A 15,918-nucleotide genomic window follows, 5' to 3' on the forward strand; every position below is an offset into this window, starting at 1 on the left:
CCCTGTGGGAATGGCTGAGCTACGTGTAGAAGAACTGTCGGCATCCACGATCGTCGCGGTCAACAACATGTCGCTCAAGCCGGGGCAGGAGCGCTTCCTCGCCCCCGAGAGCTACGCGATCGCCGCGACGGTCGTGAACCCCTCGACGTCGTGGCAGCGCGTCGTGCTCGACGGCGACGAGGTGGTCGGATTCGTCAGCGCCAACTTCGACCCCGAGGCGCCGCAGGAGCACTTCCGCTCCGTGCTGTGGCGCATCAATGTGGATGCCGATGACCAGGGCCGCGGCGTCGGCCGCTTCGCCGTCGAGGAGCTGCTGTCCGAGGCCCGCACGCGCGGCATGGACCACGTCAACGTCATCTACGAAGCCGGCACCGACGGCCCCGACACCTTCTTCCGCCGTGTCGGGTTCACCCCCGTCGGCGAGACGGAGTACGGCGAGACCGTCGCCGAAGTGCGTCTGTAATCCCGCCGAGCGCCCCGGCCCGGTACCCGATACGCGGCCCGAACCCGGCGGCGGCGCGGCGCCCGCCGGAAACGACGATGCCCCGGCCGCGCGAGCGGCCGGGGCATCGTCGTGGATGCCGCGGGGTCAGACGAGCGTGTCGATCACCGTGTTGAAGGTGGTCGAGGGGCGCATGACGGCCTCCACGCGCGCGGTGTCGGGGCGGTAGTAGCCGCCGACGTCGACGGCCGAACCCTGCACGGCGTTCAGCTCGGCGACGATCGCCTGCTCCTGGGCCGCCAGCTCCTCGGCGACCGGCGCGAAGACCGCAGCCAGCTCTGCGTCGGCACTCTGGCGGGCCAGCTCCTGCGCCCAGTACAGCGCGAGGTAGAAGTGGCTGCCGCGGTTGTCGATCGTGCCGAGCTTGCGACCGGGCGAGCGGTCCTGCTCGAGGAATGTGCCGGTCGCGGCATCCAGCGTGTCGGCCAGCACCTGCGCCTTGGCGTTGCCGGTCGTGGTCGCGAGGTGCTCGAGCGATGCCGCGAGGGCGAAGAACTCCCCCAGCGAGTCCCACCGCAGGTAGTCCTGCTCGAGCAGCTGCTGCACGTGCTTGGGCGCGGAGCCGCCGGCACCGGTCTCGAACAGCCCGCCACCGGCCAGCAGCGGCACGATCGAGAGCATCTTGGCGCTCGTGCCCACCTCGAGGATCGGGAACAGGTCGGTGAGGTAGTCGCGCAGCACGTTGCCGGTCACCGAGATGGTGTCCTTGCCCTGGCGGATGCGGTCCAGCGAATACCGAGTCGCCTCGGCGGGCGCGAGGATCTCGATCGTGAGGCCCTCGGTGTCGTGGTCGGCGAGGTAGGTCTTCACCTTCTCGATCAGCTGCGCGTCGTGCGCGCGGGTCTCGTCGAGCCAGAATACCGCCGGAACACCGGTGGCGCGGGCGCGGGTGACGGCGAGCTTCACCCAGTCACGCACCGCGATGTCCTTGGTCTGCGTCGCGCGCCAGATGTCGCCGGGGGCGACGGTGTGCTCCAGCAGCACGTCGCCGGCGGAGTTCACCACCTGCACCACGCCGGCGGCGGAGATCTCGAACGTCTTGTCGTGGCTGCCGTACTCCTCGGCCGCCTGTGCCATGAGACCGACGTTCGGGACGCTGCCGATGGTCGCCGGGTCCAGCGGACCGTGCGCGATGACGTCGTCGATGACGGCCTGGTAGACCCCGGCGTAGGAGGAGTCGGGGATGACGGCGATGGTGTCGTCCTCGCCGCCGTCGGCGCCCCAGAGCTTGCCGCCGTTGCGCACGAGCGCCGGCATGGAGGCATCCACGATGACGTCCGACGGCACGTGCAGGTTCGTGATGCCCTTGTCGGAGTTGACGTACGACAGTCGCGGTCCCTGCGCCATCGCGTCGGTGAACGCCGCGATGATCTCTTCGCCGCCGTCGACGTCCTTCAGGCCCGACAGGATGCCGCCGAGGCCGTCGTTGGGGGTGAGACCGGCCGCGGCGATGCGGTCGCCGTAACGGGCGAACACGTCGGCGAAGTAAGCGCGCACGACGTGGCCGAAGATGATGGGGTCGCTGACCTTCATCATCGTCGCCTTCAGGTGCACGGAGTAGAGGATGTCGTCGGCCTCGGCCGCGCGCAGCGTCTCGGCCAGGAACGCGTCCAGCGCCGCGGCGGAGAGGAAGGTGGCATCCACGATCTCGCCGGGGAGGACCTTGAGCCCCTCCTTGAGGGTGGTGACGGTGCCGTCGGATGCCACGTGGCGGATCGTCAGCACGTCGTCGGCGGGGATCACGACGGAGGTCTCGTTGGCCTTGAAGTCGTCGTGTCCGAGCGTGGCGACGCGGGTGCGGGAGCCCTCGGCGAACGGCTTGTTGCGGTGCGGGTGCTTGCGGGCGTAGTTCTTCACCGCCAGCGGTGCACGGCGGTCGCTGTTGCCCTCGCGCAGCACCGGGTTCACCGCGGAGCCCTTGATGCGGTCGTAGCGGGCGCGGATGTCCTTCTCCTCGAGCGTGGTCGGCTCGTCGGGGTAATCCGGGATGTCGTAGCCCGCGGCCTGCAGCTCGGCGATGGCGGCCTTCAGCTGCGGGATGGAGGCGGAGATGTTGGGGAGCTTGATGATGTTGGCTTCGGGCAGCGTCGCGAGGCCACCGAGCTCGGCCAGCGCGTCGCTGACCTGCTGCTCGGGCGTCAGGCGCTGCGGGAACGCGGCCAGCACACGGCCGGCGAGCGAGATGTCCCGCGTCTCGACGGACACCCCAGCCTGACCGGCGTAGGCCTGCACGATCGGCAGGAACGACGCCGTGGCCAGCGCCGGCGCCTCGTCGGTGTAGGTGTAGATGATGGTCGGCTCGGTCATCCGTGTCTCTCCATTCACGAGCTGGATTGTCTCGATATCAAGATACCCCGGGCACGTGTGAGCGTCCGCCGCGCACCCCCTCCGCCTGCAGGTGCAGCACGAAGGCCTGCGCCGGCCAGAGAGTGGGAAGCTGCAGTCCGACGCCGGTGAGCACGGCACCGGGCAGCACGGTCTCCCCCGCCGTGAACCACTCCGGCGCGACCCATCCGTAGGCGGCGTCCCCGATCTCGCGTCGCACCCGCACGCGGTAGCGGCGGTCGCCGTCGAGCCCGGGGATCTGCAGCCGCTCGGCTCGGGCGTCTTCGAGGCTCGCGACGGTCGCCACGATCACGACCGCCTCGTCGCCTGAGAGGAACGCCGTCGCCCGCCACGCCGGGTCGCGCAGCACCGGGTGGTGCACCTGCCCGGTGTGCACGATCGGGCGCAGCTGTTTGTACAGCGCCGCGAACCGGGCGAGCACCGCCGTCTCCTCGGGGTCGCACGACAGCAGGTCCCACTCGAACCCGGCCGAACCCATGAGACTCGTCGCCAGCCGATACGACAGCGTCGTGCGGCGCCCGGAGCTGTGGGCGTCGGTGGGGCCGACGTGCGCGCCGACGAGCTCCGGCGGCAGCAGCAGCCCCGTCCAGCGCTGGATGTCCTGCCGCTCGAGGGGGTCGTTCGAATCGCTCGCCCACACGCGGTCGCAGAGCTCGAGCATGCCGAGGTCGGTGCGCGCCCCGCCGCTGGAGCAGGATTCGATCTCGAGCAGCGGATGCCGCTTCTTGAGATCGCGGATGAGCCGGTACACCGCCGCCATCTGCGCGTGGCCGCCGGGGCGGCCCTCGTGCACGCTCTCGACGAGGTCGCGGTTGTGGTCCCACTTGATGAACTCGATCCCGAGTTCGCCGATGAGGGCATCCATCTGGTCGCGCACGTGCGCGAAGGCACCCGGGTGGGCGAGGTTCAGCACGTACTGCTGCCGCCACGACAGCGCCTCGGGGTGGTCGAGGTGTCCCGGCTCGTGCAGCAGCCAGTCGGGGTGCGCGCGGGCGAGGTCGGAGTCGAGACTCACCATCTCGGGCTCGAACCACAGCCCGAACTGCATGCCCCGCGCGTGCACATGCGCGGCGAGCGGGCCGAGGCCGTCGGGCCAGACGGTGCGGTCGACCACCCAGTCCCCGAGACTCGTGGAGTCGTCGCGGCGCCGGTGGAACCAGCCGTCGTCGAGCACGAACCGCTCCACGCCGATCTCGGCGGCGCGGTCGGCGAGCGCCATCAGCGGCTCGGGCCGCTGGTCGAAGTACACCGCCTCCCACGTGTTGAGCACGAGCGGGCGCGGGGTGCGCGGATGCTGCGGGCGCGCCCGCAGCCAGGTGTGCACGCGGCCGGCGAACCCGTCGAGGCCGGCGGCGCTGTACACGAACGCGACGCGCGCCGCGGCGAAGTGCTCACCGCCGGCGAGCACGATCTCCCCCGGGCGCAGCAGCTCCCCCGCACCGATGAGCGGCACGGCGTCGGTGAGCCGGTCGGTGCGCAGGGTGACATCCGACGACCACGCGGGGTGCACGCCCCAGACCTCCCCGCCGCCCCACCGCGCGGTGCCGCGCGAGACGATCGCGGCGATCGGCGCGTCGTGGCCGGGTCGCCCTCGCCGGGACTGGCGCACGGTCGCTCCGGGCGGAAGGCCCAGCGCCACCGGCCGCTTCTCGCGCGTCCACCGTCCGTCGAAGGTCAGCAGCGCATCGACCCCGGCCGGCACCGGCATCGTGGCTTCCAGCCAGCCGATCTCCACCGGCTCCGCGCCCTCGGCGAGCTCCAGCCGCTGCTGGACCCACACGACGCCGCCCGTCTCGATGGCGAGCCCGATCCGAAGTCGCAGGCCGGATGCCGCGTCGTCGGCGACGACGGTGACCTCGGCGTCTCCGGCGTCGACTTCCGCCACGCGCCACCGCGGATGGTGCAGCACGCCCCGGCGGCGCAGCTCCATGCCGGGCCGCCCGGTGAACCCGTCGCCCTCCTGCGGCGACAGCGACACCTGCCAGGCCGCGTCGAGGGTGCCCGGCGGGGTCTGCCGGCTCAGCGCCGCCGACAGCGCCTCGAGGTCCGCTTCCGAGCGCGGGCCCAACGCCCGGCCCCAGTGCAGCACCGCCGGCAGCCGGTCGCCGTCCAGCTCGAGCACCACGGCGACGCCGTGGGCCTCGAGGTGCACGTGTCGCCTCGTCGTCATGGCATCCTCTCGTGCGGCGGGCGCTCGCCCGTGCCCCGCTCCAGTACCCAGGTCGCCAGCGCGATCTGCTGGGTGAACCCGGCAGGGTCGGCCATGCGCTCGATCGCCAGTGCCGCCGCGCGGCGGCCGAGTTCGAGCGGGTCGTAGCTGATGACGCTCACGCCCAGCACGTCGGCTGTGTCGAAGTCGTCGAACCCGATGAATGCAGTGCGGCCGTCGTCGCCGCGGTCGCGCAGCACCCGCAACGCGCTGATGGTGACGCGGTTGTTGCCGGCGATGAGCGCCGTGGGCGCGTCGTCGCGCGCGAGGAGGTCGGCGATGAGCCGATCGGCGGGCACCGTGAGGTCGTCGCCGAGTCGTTCCCAGCGATGCGAATCGTGGATGTCGTAGCGGGCGAGCGCGTCACGGTAGCCGCGCAGGCGCTCGGCCTGGGTGTACACCGAGGCCGGGTTGCAGACGTATCCGATGCGGCGGTGCCCGCGCGCCAGCAGGCGCGAGGTCGCGTCGAACACCCCGCGGTGGTTCTCGAGCACCACGGCGTCGGCGACGAGATTGCGCGCCGGCCGGTCGATGGCGATGACGGGGGTTCCCAGTTGACGCTCGCCTTCGAGGTAGGACTGGTCCTCGGCGACGGGGATGAGCAGCAGCGCGCCGATCCGCTGCGCCAGCAGCGCATCGGCGACCCGCTCCTCCCCTTCCGGGGTGTCGTCGGTGGTGGCCACGACCAGCCCGTACCCGGCGGCGGCCAGCTGCTTCTCGATGCCGGAGGCGACCTTGTAATAGAACGGGTTGCCGAGCTCGCCCATGATGAACCCCACCGTGTTGGTGCCGCCGCCGCGGCGCAGTCCCCGCGCGAGCGTATTGGGGCGAAACCGCAGCCGCTTGGCGGCCGTGAGCACGCGTTCCGCCGTCTCGGGGGCGACCAGCTCGCGATGCGTGAACACCCGCGAGACCGTCTTCGAGCTCACCCCCGCGAGGCGCGCGACATCGTCGAGCGTGGCCCGCTGCTGCACCGTCATCGGCACGTCCCTTCGTCGCGACCCGGCCAGGCTAGCACCTCATCGCTCGATGACGACGTAGGACATCGGAGCGGACATTTGCTGGACAGCGAACGGCCTCGAATTCGAGAAACGCCTGATCCGAGGCTTGGTTTTCTGTGCGAGCGCCCTTCGGACAACGCGAGACAGCGCTGTCATCCGACCCTTGCGCGGGTCGTGCGAACCCACCTAACCTGGCGACGCGAAACCCCGCGAGGATGCGAGGCGCGAAGTTCGAGGGCGAACCGAAGAGGAGACATCACATGGCACGGAAGGCTTTGGCAGGCATCGGCCTGCTCGCCGCAGCCGGCATCGTACTCAGTGGCTGCGCAGGCGGCGGCGGAGGCGGCGACGCCGACAACACCATCGACGGGGAGGTGCAGGGCGAGATCAAGGTCGTCACCTGGCGCACCGACCTCGTCGAAGACGGCACGTTCGAGGAGTACGCCGCGGCGTTCAACGAGGAGTACCCCGACGTCACCGTCACCTTCGAGGGCATCACCGACTACGCCGGCGAGATGCTCACCCGCATGAGCACCACCAACTACGGCGATGTCATCGGCATCCCCGCCATCCAGCCCGACCAGTTCGAGCAGTTCCTCGAGCCGCTGGGCGAGACCGCCGGCTTCGAGGACACCTACCGCTTCCTCCCCGGCGCCAGCTTCGACGGCACGCAGTACGGCATCGCCTTCGGCGGCAACGCCAACGGCGTGGTCTACAACAAGCGCGTCTTCGAAGAGGCCGGCGTCACGACCCTGCCCACGAGCGAGGCGGAGTGGCTCGACGCGCTGCAGCAGGTCGCGGACAACACCGACGCCGTGCCGCTGTACACCAATTACAAGGACGGCTGGCCGCTGACGCAGAGCTTCGGCAATCTGGGCGCCATCACGAACGACCCCGACGCGCCCATCACCATGGCCGAGGACCCGGCGCCGTGGACCGAGGGCACCGACATGTATGCGATCGACTCGCTGCTGTACGAATCGGTGGCGGCGGGGCTCACCGAGCCCGACCCGCTGACCACCAACTGGGAGCAGTCCAAGGTCGACCTCGGCACCGGCAAGATCGCCGCGATGACGCTCGGCTCGTGGGCCATCTCGCAGATGCAGGATGCCGCAGAGACCGGCGGCGCCTCCGCCGACGACATCGGCTTCATGGCCTTCCCCGCCACCGTCGACGGCGCGCAGTACGCCGTCATCGGCGGCGACTACAACCTCGCCGTCAGCAAGCACTCCAAGGCCAAGGCGGCGGCGTGGGCGTGGATCCAGTGGGTCGTGGAGAACTCCGGCTACACCGAGGCGCAGGGCATGGTCTCCCCCGTCATCGACGCCGAGCTCCCCGCCACGCTGTCGGGCCTGTCCGACGCCGGGGTGGAGCTGATGGAGATCAACCCCGCGCCCGCCGGCAAGGAGGGCCTCATCAACGAGATCGCCGATGACTCGCAGATCGACCTGTACGGCCCGATCTACCGCCAGAAGCTCGTCGACATCGCCCGGGGAGCCGCCGACGGCGACAAGGAGAGCTACTTCGCCGAGCTCAACGAGCGCTGGGCAGCGTCGATCGCGAACGTCGCGGACTGATCGGAAGGGACGGCGACATGTCACTGGCCACACCCGGCGCGGCACCGGCCGATGCGCCCGCCGTCCTCTCCGCCCCCGCTCGGGCACGTCGGCTGCGCGGTTCCCGCCGCGCAGCCGGCGCCCCCGAGGGCCGGGCGCGCACCGGGCGGCGCACCGCCGCCCGGTTCACACCGTGGCTGTTCCTCGCGGGCGCCGTGGGGCTGCTGCTGCTGTTCACCTACTGGCCCGCGCTGAACCTCTTCTGGTACAGCGTCACCGACTGGGACGGCATCGACCTGACGAAGGAGTTCGTCGGGTTCGACAACTACGTGCGTGTGTTCACCGACCCGCGCATCTTCAACGTGTTCTGGGTGAGCCTGTACTACTTCGCCGCCTCGTTCGTGCAGATGGCGATCGCGCTGTACTTCGCGACGATCCTGAGCTTCTCCACGCGCCTGTCGAGCCTCTTCCGCGGCATCCTGTTCTTCCCGTACCTCATCAACGGCGTCGCGGTCGGGTTCGTCTTCCTCTACCTGTTCCAGCCGGGCGGGACGCTGGACACCGTGCTGGCGTGGTTCGGGCTCGCCGATCCGCCGCAGTGGCTCGGCAACCCCGACATCGTCAACTGGTCGTTGGCCGGCACATCGGTGTGGCGTTACACGGGGCTGAACTTCGTGCTGTTCCTGGGTGCCATCCAGTCGATCCCGCACGAGTTGTATGAGGCGGCCGACCTCGACGGGGCCACCCGCTGGCAGCAGTTCTGGGCCATCATCTTCCCCGGCATCCGGCGCATCATCGGCCTGAGCTTCATCCTCGCCATCGCCGGGAGCCTGTCGGTGTTCGAGATCCCGTTCATCATGACCGGTGGCGCCAACGGATCGGCGACCTTCGTGATCCAGACCCTGCAGACCGCCTTCAACTTCCGGCAGGTGGGGCTCGCCTCGGCGATGGCCGTCGTACTGCTGGTGATCGTGCTGGTCGTGACCGTGATCCAGCGAAAACTGTTCCCCGACGAGAAGGTGGACCTGACATGACCGTCACCGCCGCGCCGCGGCGCATCACGCCCGGGCGCACGCTCGGCGAGCGCATCCGCTCCACGAGCGCGACGACCGCCAAGTACACCAGCCTCGTGCTCGCCGCCGTGGTGACGCTGCTCCCCCTGTCGGTGCTGCTGTTCGCCAGCCTCAAGACCGCTCCCGAGTACGCGCAGTCCGGCCCCTTCGACCTGCCGCAGAACTGGCTGAACTTCGACAACTTCGTCACCGCGTTCACGAGCGGCAAGATGCTCGAAGGCTTCGTCAACACCGGCATCGTGCTGGCCGTGTCGCTCGTCGGCACCGTCTTCCTCGGGACGATGGCGGCGTATGCGCTGGACCGCTTCGTCTTCCGCGGCAAGAAGCTCGTGATGGGATTGTTCCTCATCGCGACCCTCATCCCGGGGGTCACGAGCCAGGTCGCCACGTTCCAGCTCATCAACGGGCTCGGACTCTACGACACCAAGGCAGCGCTGATCCTGCTGTTCATGGGTACCGACATCATCGCCATCTACCTGTTCATCCAGTTCATGCAGTCCATCCCCATCTCGCTCGACGAGGCAGCCATGATCGACGGAGCGAACCGCTGGACGATCTACTGGCGGGTCGTGCTGCCGCTGCTCAAGCCCGCCATCGCGACGGTGGTCATCATCAAGGGGATCGCCGTCTACAACGAGTTCTACGCCCCCTTCCTCTATCTGCCGTCCGAGGGGTTCATCTCCACGTCGCTGTTCCGCTTCAAGGGCCCGTTCGGTGCGCAGTGGGAGGTCATCGCCGCCGGCACGATCGTCGTGATCATCCCGACGCTCGTGGCATTCCTGCTGCTGCAGCGGTGGATCTACAAGGGCCTCACGTCAGGAGCGGTCAAGTGAACCCGATGCTCGAGCGCCGCGAGCTGCACGACGGCTGGTCGGTCACCGCCGCCGCCGGCCCCGTCCCCGACGGGCTCGCGGGCGTCGTGATCCCCGCCGCCGTACCCGGCTGCGTGCACACCGATCTGCTGGCCGAGGGCCTCATCCCCGACCCCTACCGGGGTGTCAACGAGAGCCTGCTCGCCTGGATCGGCCTGGTCGACTGGACCTACCGCACCACCTTCGCCTGGGCACCCGACGGCCATGACCGGCACGACCTCGTGTTCGACGGCGTCGACACCGTCGCCGAGATCTCCCTCAACGGGCAGGTGCTGGGAGACGTCGCCAACCAGCACCGCTCGTATCGGTTCCCCGCCGACCAGGCGCTGCGCGAGGGCGACAACGACCTCGTGGTGCGCTTTCGCGCGCCCGTACCGTACGCCAACGCGCAGAGCCTCACCCTCGGTGCGCGGCCACGACCCTACCCGCTGCCGTATGAGGCCATCCGCAAGTCGGCCTGCAACTTCGGGTGGGACTGGGGCATCGCCACCTTCACGAGCGGGCTGTGGCGCCCGGTGCGCCTGGAGTCGTGGTCGGACGCGCGCCTGGCCGAGGTGCGGGTGACCGCGACCCCCGATGGCGCCCCCGACGCCGGCGGTGGCACGGTCGCCGTCGACGTGCGGGTCGAACGGGCCGCAGATGCCACGGAGCCCCTCTCGGTGCTCGTCGCGGTGAACGGCCCCGGCATCCCCGCGGACGCGATCCCGACCGCCGACGCCGAGGTGCAAGGAGACACCGCGCGGGTGACACTGTCGCTGGCGGAGGTGCAGCGGTGGTGGCCCGCCGGGCACGGCGACCAGCCCCGCTACGTCGTGGACGTGCGGCTCGCAGGCGACGGCATCCGCGACGCGACGCACCGCGTGGTCGGGTTCCGGACGGTCCGCTGGGACACGACCCCGGATGCCGCAGGCACCCCGTTCACCCTCGTCGTCAACGACCGGCCGGTGTTCGTGAAGGGCGTCAACTGGATCCCCGACGACGCCCTGCCGGTGCGCGTGGACCGCGCCCGCTACGAGCGGCGACTGCGTCAGGCGGTCGAGGGCAACCTCAACCTCATCCGGGTGTGGGGCGGCGGCATCTACGAATCCGACGACTTCTACGACCTGTGCGACGAGCTGGGTCTGCTCACCTGGCAGGACTTCCTCTTCGCGTGCGCGGCCTACCCCGAGGAGGAGCCGCTGCGCTCGGAGGTCGAGGCGGAGGCGCGGGAGAACATCGTGCGGCTGGCATCCCACCCCTCGCTCGTGCTGCTGACGGGCAACAACGAGAACCTGTGGGGCTTCGAGGACTGGGGCTGGCAGCGCCGGCTCGACGGGGCGAGTTGGGGCGCACACTATTACTACGAGATGTTCCCCGCCCTGATCGATGAGCTCGCCCCGCACGTGCCCTACACGCCGGGGAGCCCGTTCAGCCCCGGCGGCGGCTGGGACGGCGCGGCGCAGACCGGCCCGCATCCCAACGACGAGGCGCACGGCACGATGCACCTGTGGGAGCAGTGGAACCGGCGGGATTGGCCCACCTACCGGGAGCACCGGCCGAGGTTCGTCGCGGAGTTCGGCTGGCAGGGTCCGCCCACCTGGACGACACTCACCGAGTCGCTCGACGACGCCCCGCTCACCCCGGAATCGCCGGGCATGATCGTGCACCAGAAGGCGATGGAGGGCAACGTCAAGCTCACCGACGGGCTGCTCCCGCACTTCCGGGTGCCCGGCGATATGGAGACGTGGCACTGGGCGATGCAGCTGAACCAGGCGCTGGCCGTGCGCACCGCGCTGGAGCACTTCCGCTCGTGGGCGCCGCACACGATGGGCGCGGTCGTCTGGCAGCTCAACGACTGCTGGCCGGTCACGTCGTGGGCCGCGATCGACGGGGAGGGGCGCGCGAAGCCGCTCTTCCACGCGCTGCGTGCCGCCTTCGCGCCCCGCGTCGTCACGATCCAACCGCGCGACGCGGGCCTGGCGGCGGTGCTGGGCAACGACACCGACCACGACTGGACCGGAACGCTGCGGGTGCGGCGGCTGTCGATGGACGGGTCCGAGTGGGATGCCGCGGAGCTGCCGTTCCACGTCGCGGCGCGAGGATCCCTCACCCTGGTGCTGCCGGCCGCCCTCGCGGTCCCCGTCGACGCGGCCGCGGAACTGCTCGTGGCCGACACCGGCGACGAGCGGGGATTCTGGTTCTTCGCCGAGCCCCGCGACAGCGCCCTGCCGGCGCCCCACTTGCGGCTCACCGCCGAGGGGGTCGACGGCGGCACGCTGGTGACGGTCACCGCCGACGCGCTCGTCCGCGACGTCACGCTGCTGGTGGACAAGGTGCACCCCGACGCGCACACCGAAGAGGGGCTCGTGACGCTCCTCCCCGGCGAATCGGTCGAGATCCTCGTCACCGGCGCCGGAACGCTCGCGGCCGACGCGCTCGCCGATCCGCGGGTGCTGCGCAGCGCCAACCAGCTGGTGGTGCGGTGAGCGCCCTCGACGGGGGCGGCTTCGTCTGCGGCATGACCTGGGGCTGGACGGGCGTGCGCGGCACGTGGAGCACCGATGCCGCCGACCGGTCGATGCGCGAGATGGCCGATCACGGCGTCACGTGGACCGCCCTGTCGTACGCCGCCCTGCAGGCCACCGCCTTCGCCACCGACATCCCGTTCGACGCCGAGCCCACCGTCACCGACGAGGAGATCGTCGGGGCCATCCGCCGCGCGCACGGGCTGGGGATGCAGGTGTGCCTGAAACCGGTGGTCAACGTCGCCGACGGCACCTGGCGCGCCCACATCGGCTTCTTCGACTGGGACGTCCCGGGTGAACCCAGCTGGACCGCATGGTTCGCCTCGTACACGCGGTTCATCGTGCACGCCGCGCGCATCGCCGAGGCCGAGGGCTGCGCGATGCTCTCGATCGGCTGCGAGATGGTGCGCGCCGACGGGCAGGAACAGCACTGGCGGCGACTGGTCCAGGCGGTGCGCGCGGAGTACTCCGGGCTGATCACCTACAACTGCGACAAGTACCAGGAGGACCGCATCACCTGGTGGGACGCCGTGGACGTCATCTCCTCCAGCGGCTACTACCCGATCGACGAATGGGAGACGCAGCTCGACCGCATCGCGCCCGTCGTCGAGGCGGCCGGCAAGCCGTTCCTCTTCCTCGAGGCGGGCTGCCCGAGCCGCACCGGTTCGCCGCAGCGCCCCAACGACTGGTCGCTGCCGGGCGAGCCCGACGGGCAGGAGCAGCTGCGCTACTACCGCGCGATGTTCGACGCGATCTCCCGGCGGGAGTGGGTATCGGGCGTCGTGCTGTGGGATTGGCCGGCGCACCTCTACGACGCGTCCGAGGCCCGGACGAACGACGACTACTGTCCCTACGGCAAACCGGCGGGCGACTATCTGCGCGAGACCTACCGCGCGCTCCAGCGGAAGGACCCGGCGTGATGGCCGACCAGGCGGTACTCGCGATCGATGCGGGGCAGACCGGGATCAAGGTGCGGGTGAGCGGTGCCGGCACCGCCCAGGACATGCTCTTCCCCGGCATCCGCACCCATGCCCCGCTGCTCCCGCAGCTGGCACAGGTGACCCGCGCGGTGATGGAGCGCACCCACACGTCCCTCACCGCGGTGGCGGCAGGGGTGTCGGGGCTGACGTCGGCCGAGGCGGATGCCGGGGCGCTCCGGGCCCTGCTGGCGGACACCCCGGTCGTGCGCACCCTGCTCGCCCACGACTCCACGACCGCGTTCCTCGGTGCGCTCGGTGACGCGCGCGGCGCCGTGGTCGCCGCCGGCACGGGGGTCGTGACCCTCGCCGTCGGCGCGAGCACGATGGCACGCGTGGACGGGTGGGGCTATCTCATCGGCGATGCCGGCAGCGGGTACTGGATCGGCCGCGAAGCGCTCGACGCGGTCATGCGCGACTACGACGGGCGCGGGCCCGCGACGGCTCTCCGCGCCGTGGCGGAGGCCCGCTGGCCCGACCTCTCCGAGGCCTACATCCACCTGCAGTCCGACGACGACCGCGTCGCGGTGATCGCTTCGCTCGCCAGGGCCGTGGCGGAGCTCGGCGAAGCCGGCGACGCCGTCGCGCAGGACATCACCCGCCGCGCGGCGGGTGAGCTCGCCCACAGCGTCATCACGGCGCTGCACCGCGTCGACCGCTCCCCCGACGGCCCGCTGCCGGTGTGCGCGCTGGGCGGGGTCTTCCACTCCGCGGCGCTGCGTGCCGCATTCGACGACCGCATCACCCGCGCCGATCTCGACATCGTCCTGGTCGCCCCGGCGGGGCAGGGCCTCGACGGTGCGGTGGCGCTGGCGGGACTGTCGCCCGGGCATCCGCTGGCGGCATCGGTGTCGGTCAGCGGATGACGGCGCGGGTCACCGACGGCGCCCTGCTGTTCGGCGGGGACTACAACCCCGAGCAGTGGCCGGAGGCGGGCGTCTGGGAGGAGGACATCGCGCTCATGCGCGAGGCCGGGGTGAACACCGTGACCCTCGGTGTGTTCGCCTGGGCGTTCCTCGAAGTCGACGACGACGTGTGGGACTGGGAGTGGTTCGATCGCTCGATCGCACTGCTGCACGCCGCCGGCATCGGCATCGACCTGGCGACCCCCACGGCCGCGCCGCCGGGATGGCTGCACCGGACCCACCCCGAGATCATCCCCACCGACCGACACGGCCATCGGTTCCACCCCGGCGGCCGGCTCGGCTGGTGCGCGAGCCAGCCGGTGTGGCACGAGTACTCCACCCGCATCGCCCGCCGCCTCGGCCAGCGATACGGACAGCACCCCGCGGTGCGGCTGTGGCACGTGGGCAACGAGCTCGGCGGCGGCAACCGGCTCTGTTACTGCGATGCCTCCTCGGCGGCGTTCCGACAGTGGGCGCGCCGGCGGTACGGCACGATCGACGCGCTCAACCGCGCGTGGGGGACGGCGGTGTGGGGGCTGCGGTACCGGTCGTTCGACGATGTCACGGCGCCGTTGGCCAGCGAATCCGGGCAGAATCCGTCGTGGCTGCTCGCCTTCGACCGGTTCGCCTCCGACGCGCTGCTCGAGCAGTATCGGCGCGAGCGCGACGCGCTGCGGGCGGCGGGGGTGACCACTCCCATCACGACCAACCTCATGCCCACCGTCGGCGGCAGCGTCGCCGACTACGCCGACTGGATCGATGACCTCGACGTCGTGGCGATCGACCACTACACCCGGGCCGCCGACCCGCATCGCGAGCGCGAGCTCGCGTTCGTCGCCTCCCGAGCCCGGGGCTGGGACCGCACGCGGCCGTGGCTGCTGATGGAGCACGCCGCGGCGGCGGTCAACTGGCAGCCCCGCAACACCCCGAAGGCACCGGGCGAGATGACGCGGCACAGCGTGCAGCACATCGCGCACGGCGCCGACGGCGCGCTGTTCTTCCAGTGGCGCGCGTCGGCGTCGGGGGTGGAGCAGTTCCACTCCGGCATGGTGCCGCACGCGGGAGCGCAGACCCGGCAGTTCCGCGAAGTGGTGGCCCTCGGCGCGCTGCTGGGGCGGCTGGGCGAGGTGGCCGGCAGCCTCGTCGCGCCCACCGAGACGGCCATCGTCGCGGACATCCCCGCGCAGTGGGCGTGGGAGGAGGGGCAGAAGCCGCTGCACGACCACCCCCTCGAACGGGCGGGGCGGCAGTGGCACGAGGCGCTGTCCGCGCGGGGCCTCGTGCCCGACGTCGTGCCCGCGCGGGCCGACCTCTCGCCCTACCGACTCATCCTGGTGCCGGGGCTGTACGCCGTCTCCGACGCGGATGCCGCAGCGCTCGGCCGCGCGGCGGCGGGCGGGGCGACGGTCGTGATCGGGTGCCTGTCGGGCATCGTCGACCCCGAGAACCGGGTGCGCACCGGCGGCTACCCCGGCGCGTTCCGCGACCTGGTGGGCGTGATCGGCGAGGAGCTGCACCCGCTCCCCGACGGCGCGCGGGTGCCGCTGTCGTCGGGAGCGGTCGCGGCCCACTGGGCCGAGCGCCTGCGGGTGCCCCCCGGGTCGGAGGCTGCGGTCGTCGCCGCGTACGCGCAGGGCCCGCTCGCCGGCCTGCCCGCGATCACCCGGCGCACCGTCGGCGCCGGCAGCGCCTGGTACGTCTCGGCGGACCTCGCCGAGGGTCTCGACGCCCTCGTGACCGACGTCGTCGCGGACGCGCGGGTGACGGCATCCGTCCCCGTCGTCGCGGGCGTCGAAGCGGTGCGGCGGGTCTCCGGCGACCGGTCGTGGCTGTTCCTCATCAACCACACCGACACCGCCCGGTTCGTGCCGGGTGCCGAAGGCACCGAGCTGACCACCGGTGCCGACGTGACGGGTGACCTGCACGTGCCGGCGGGCGCGGTGCGCGTGGTGCGCGAGACCGGCCGCCGGTGA

General features: G+C 71.2%; 11 protein-coding genes. 8 read left to right on the forward strand and 3 right to left on the reverse strand.

Annotated features, from left to right (window positions below):
• The first annotated feature begins 10 nt into the window (after positions 1-10).
• The gene (locus H9651_RS06720) at positions 11-463 is read left to right on the forward strand and encodes a GNAT family N-acetyltransferase (RefSeq protein ID WP_191718499.1); all 453 of its coding nucleotides are present in this window, start codon (positions 11-13) and stop codon (positions 461-463) included.
• A gap of 126 nt (positions 464-589) precedes the next feature.
• On the opposite strand, the gene H9651_RS06725 is transcribed toward H9651_RS06720, so the two are convergent.
• Genes H9651_RS06725 through H9651_RS06735 form a run of 3 tightly spaced genes read right to left on the reverse strand, consistent with a single transcriptional unit; the run spans position 590 to position 6,037 of the window.
• On the reverse strand, positions 590-2,809 hold the full coding sequence (locus H9651_RS06725) for an NADP-dependent isocitrate dehydrogenase (protein WP_191718500.1): 2,220 nt from the start codon (positions 2,807-2,809) through the stop codon (positions 590-592).
• A 37-nt stretch (positions 2,810-2,846) separates the two neighbouring features.
• The gene (locus tag H9651_RS06730) at positions 2,847-5,018 is read right to left on the reverse strand and encodes an alpha-galactosidase (protein ID WP_191718501.1); all 2,172 of its coding nucleotides are present in this window, start codon (positions 5,016-5,018) and stop codon (positions 2,847-2,849) included.
• Positions 5,015-6,037 carry a LacI family DNA-binding transcriptional regulator gene (locus tag H9651_RS06735; protein WP_191718502.1) on the reverse strand — a complete coding sequence of 341 codons (1,023 nt, stop codon included), beginning with the start codon at positions 6,035-6,037 and terminating at the stop codon, positions 5,015-5,017. Before H9651_RS06735 ends, H9651_RS06730 begins: the two co-directional genes overlap by 4 nt.
• A gap of 281 nt (positions 6,038-6,318) precedes the next feature.
• On the opposite strand from H9651_RS06735, the gene H9651_RS06740 reads away from it, so the two are divergent.
• Genes H9651_RS06740 through H9651_RS06770 form a run of 7 tightly spaced genes read left to right on the forward strand, consistent with a single transcriptional unit; the run spans position 6,319 to position 15,918 of the window.
• Complete coding sequence (locus tag H9651_RS06740; protein WP_191718503.1) at positions 6,319-7,635, forward strand: ABC transporter substrate-binding protein; 1,317 nt, start codon at positions 6,319-6,321, stop codon at positions 7,633-7,635.
• 17 nt (positions 7,636-7,652) lie between these two features.
• A complete protein-coding gene (locus H9651_RS06745) occupies positions 7,653-8,648 on the forward strand; it encodes a carbohydrate ABC transporter permease (protein ID WP_191718504.1) in 996 nt (331 codons plus the stop codon).
• Complete coding sequence (locus H9651_RS06750) at positions 8,645-9,520, forward strand: carbohydrate ABC transporter permease (protein WP_191718505.1); 876 nt, start codon at positions 8,645-8,647, stop codon at positions 9,518-9,520. The genes H9651_RS06745 and H9651_RS06750 overlap by 4 nt, the downstream gene beginning before the upstream one ends.
• A 5-nt stretch (positions 9,521-9,525) precedes the next feature.
• On the forward strand, positions 9,526-12,024 hold the full coding sequence (locus H9651_RS06755; RefSeq protein WP_191718576.1) for a glycoside hydrolase family 2 protein: 2,499 nt from the start codon (positions 9,526-9,528) through the stop codon (positions 12,022-12,024).
• Positions 12,021-12,983: a glycoside hydrolase family 113 gene (locus tag H9651_RS06760; RefSeq protein WP_318244792.1), complete on the forward strand. Its 963-nt coding sequence runs from the start codon at positions 12,021-12,023 to the stop codon at positions 12,981-12,983. The genes H9651_RS06755 and H9651_RS06760 overlap by 4 nt, the downstream gene beginning before the upstream one ends.
• On the forward strand, positions 12,983-13,906 hold the full coding sequence (locus tag H9651_RS06765) for an N-acetylglucosamine kinase (RefSeq protein WP_191718506.1): 924 nt from the start codon (positions 12,983-12,985) through the stop codon (positions 13,904-13,906). Before H9651_RS06760 ends, H9651_RS06765 begins: the two co-directional genes overlap by 1 nt.
• Entirely contained in the window at positions 13,903-15,918 is a 2,016-nt protein-coding gene (locus H9651_RS06770; RefSeq protein ID WP_191718507.1) for a beta-galactosidase, read from the forward strand. The genes H9651_RS06765 and H9651_RS06770 overlap by 4 nt, the downstream gene beginning before the upstream one ends.

This window comes from Microbacterium pullorum (assembly GCF_014836535.1).
Taxonomy (GTDB): Bacteria; Actinomycetota; Actinomycetes; order Actinomycetales; family Microbacteriaceae; genus Microbacterium; species Microbacterium pullorum.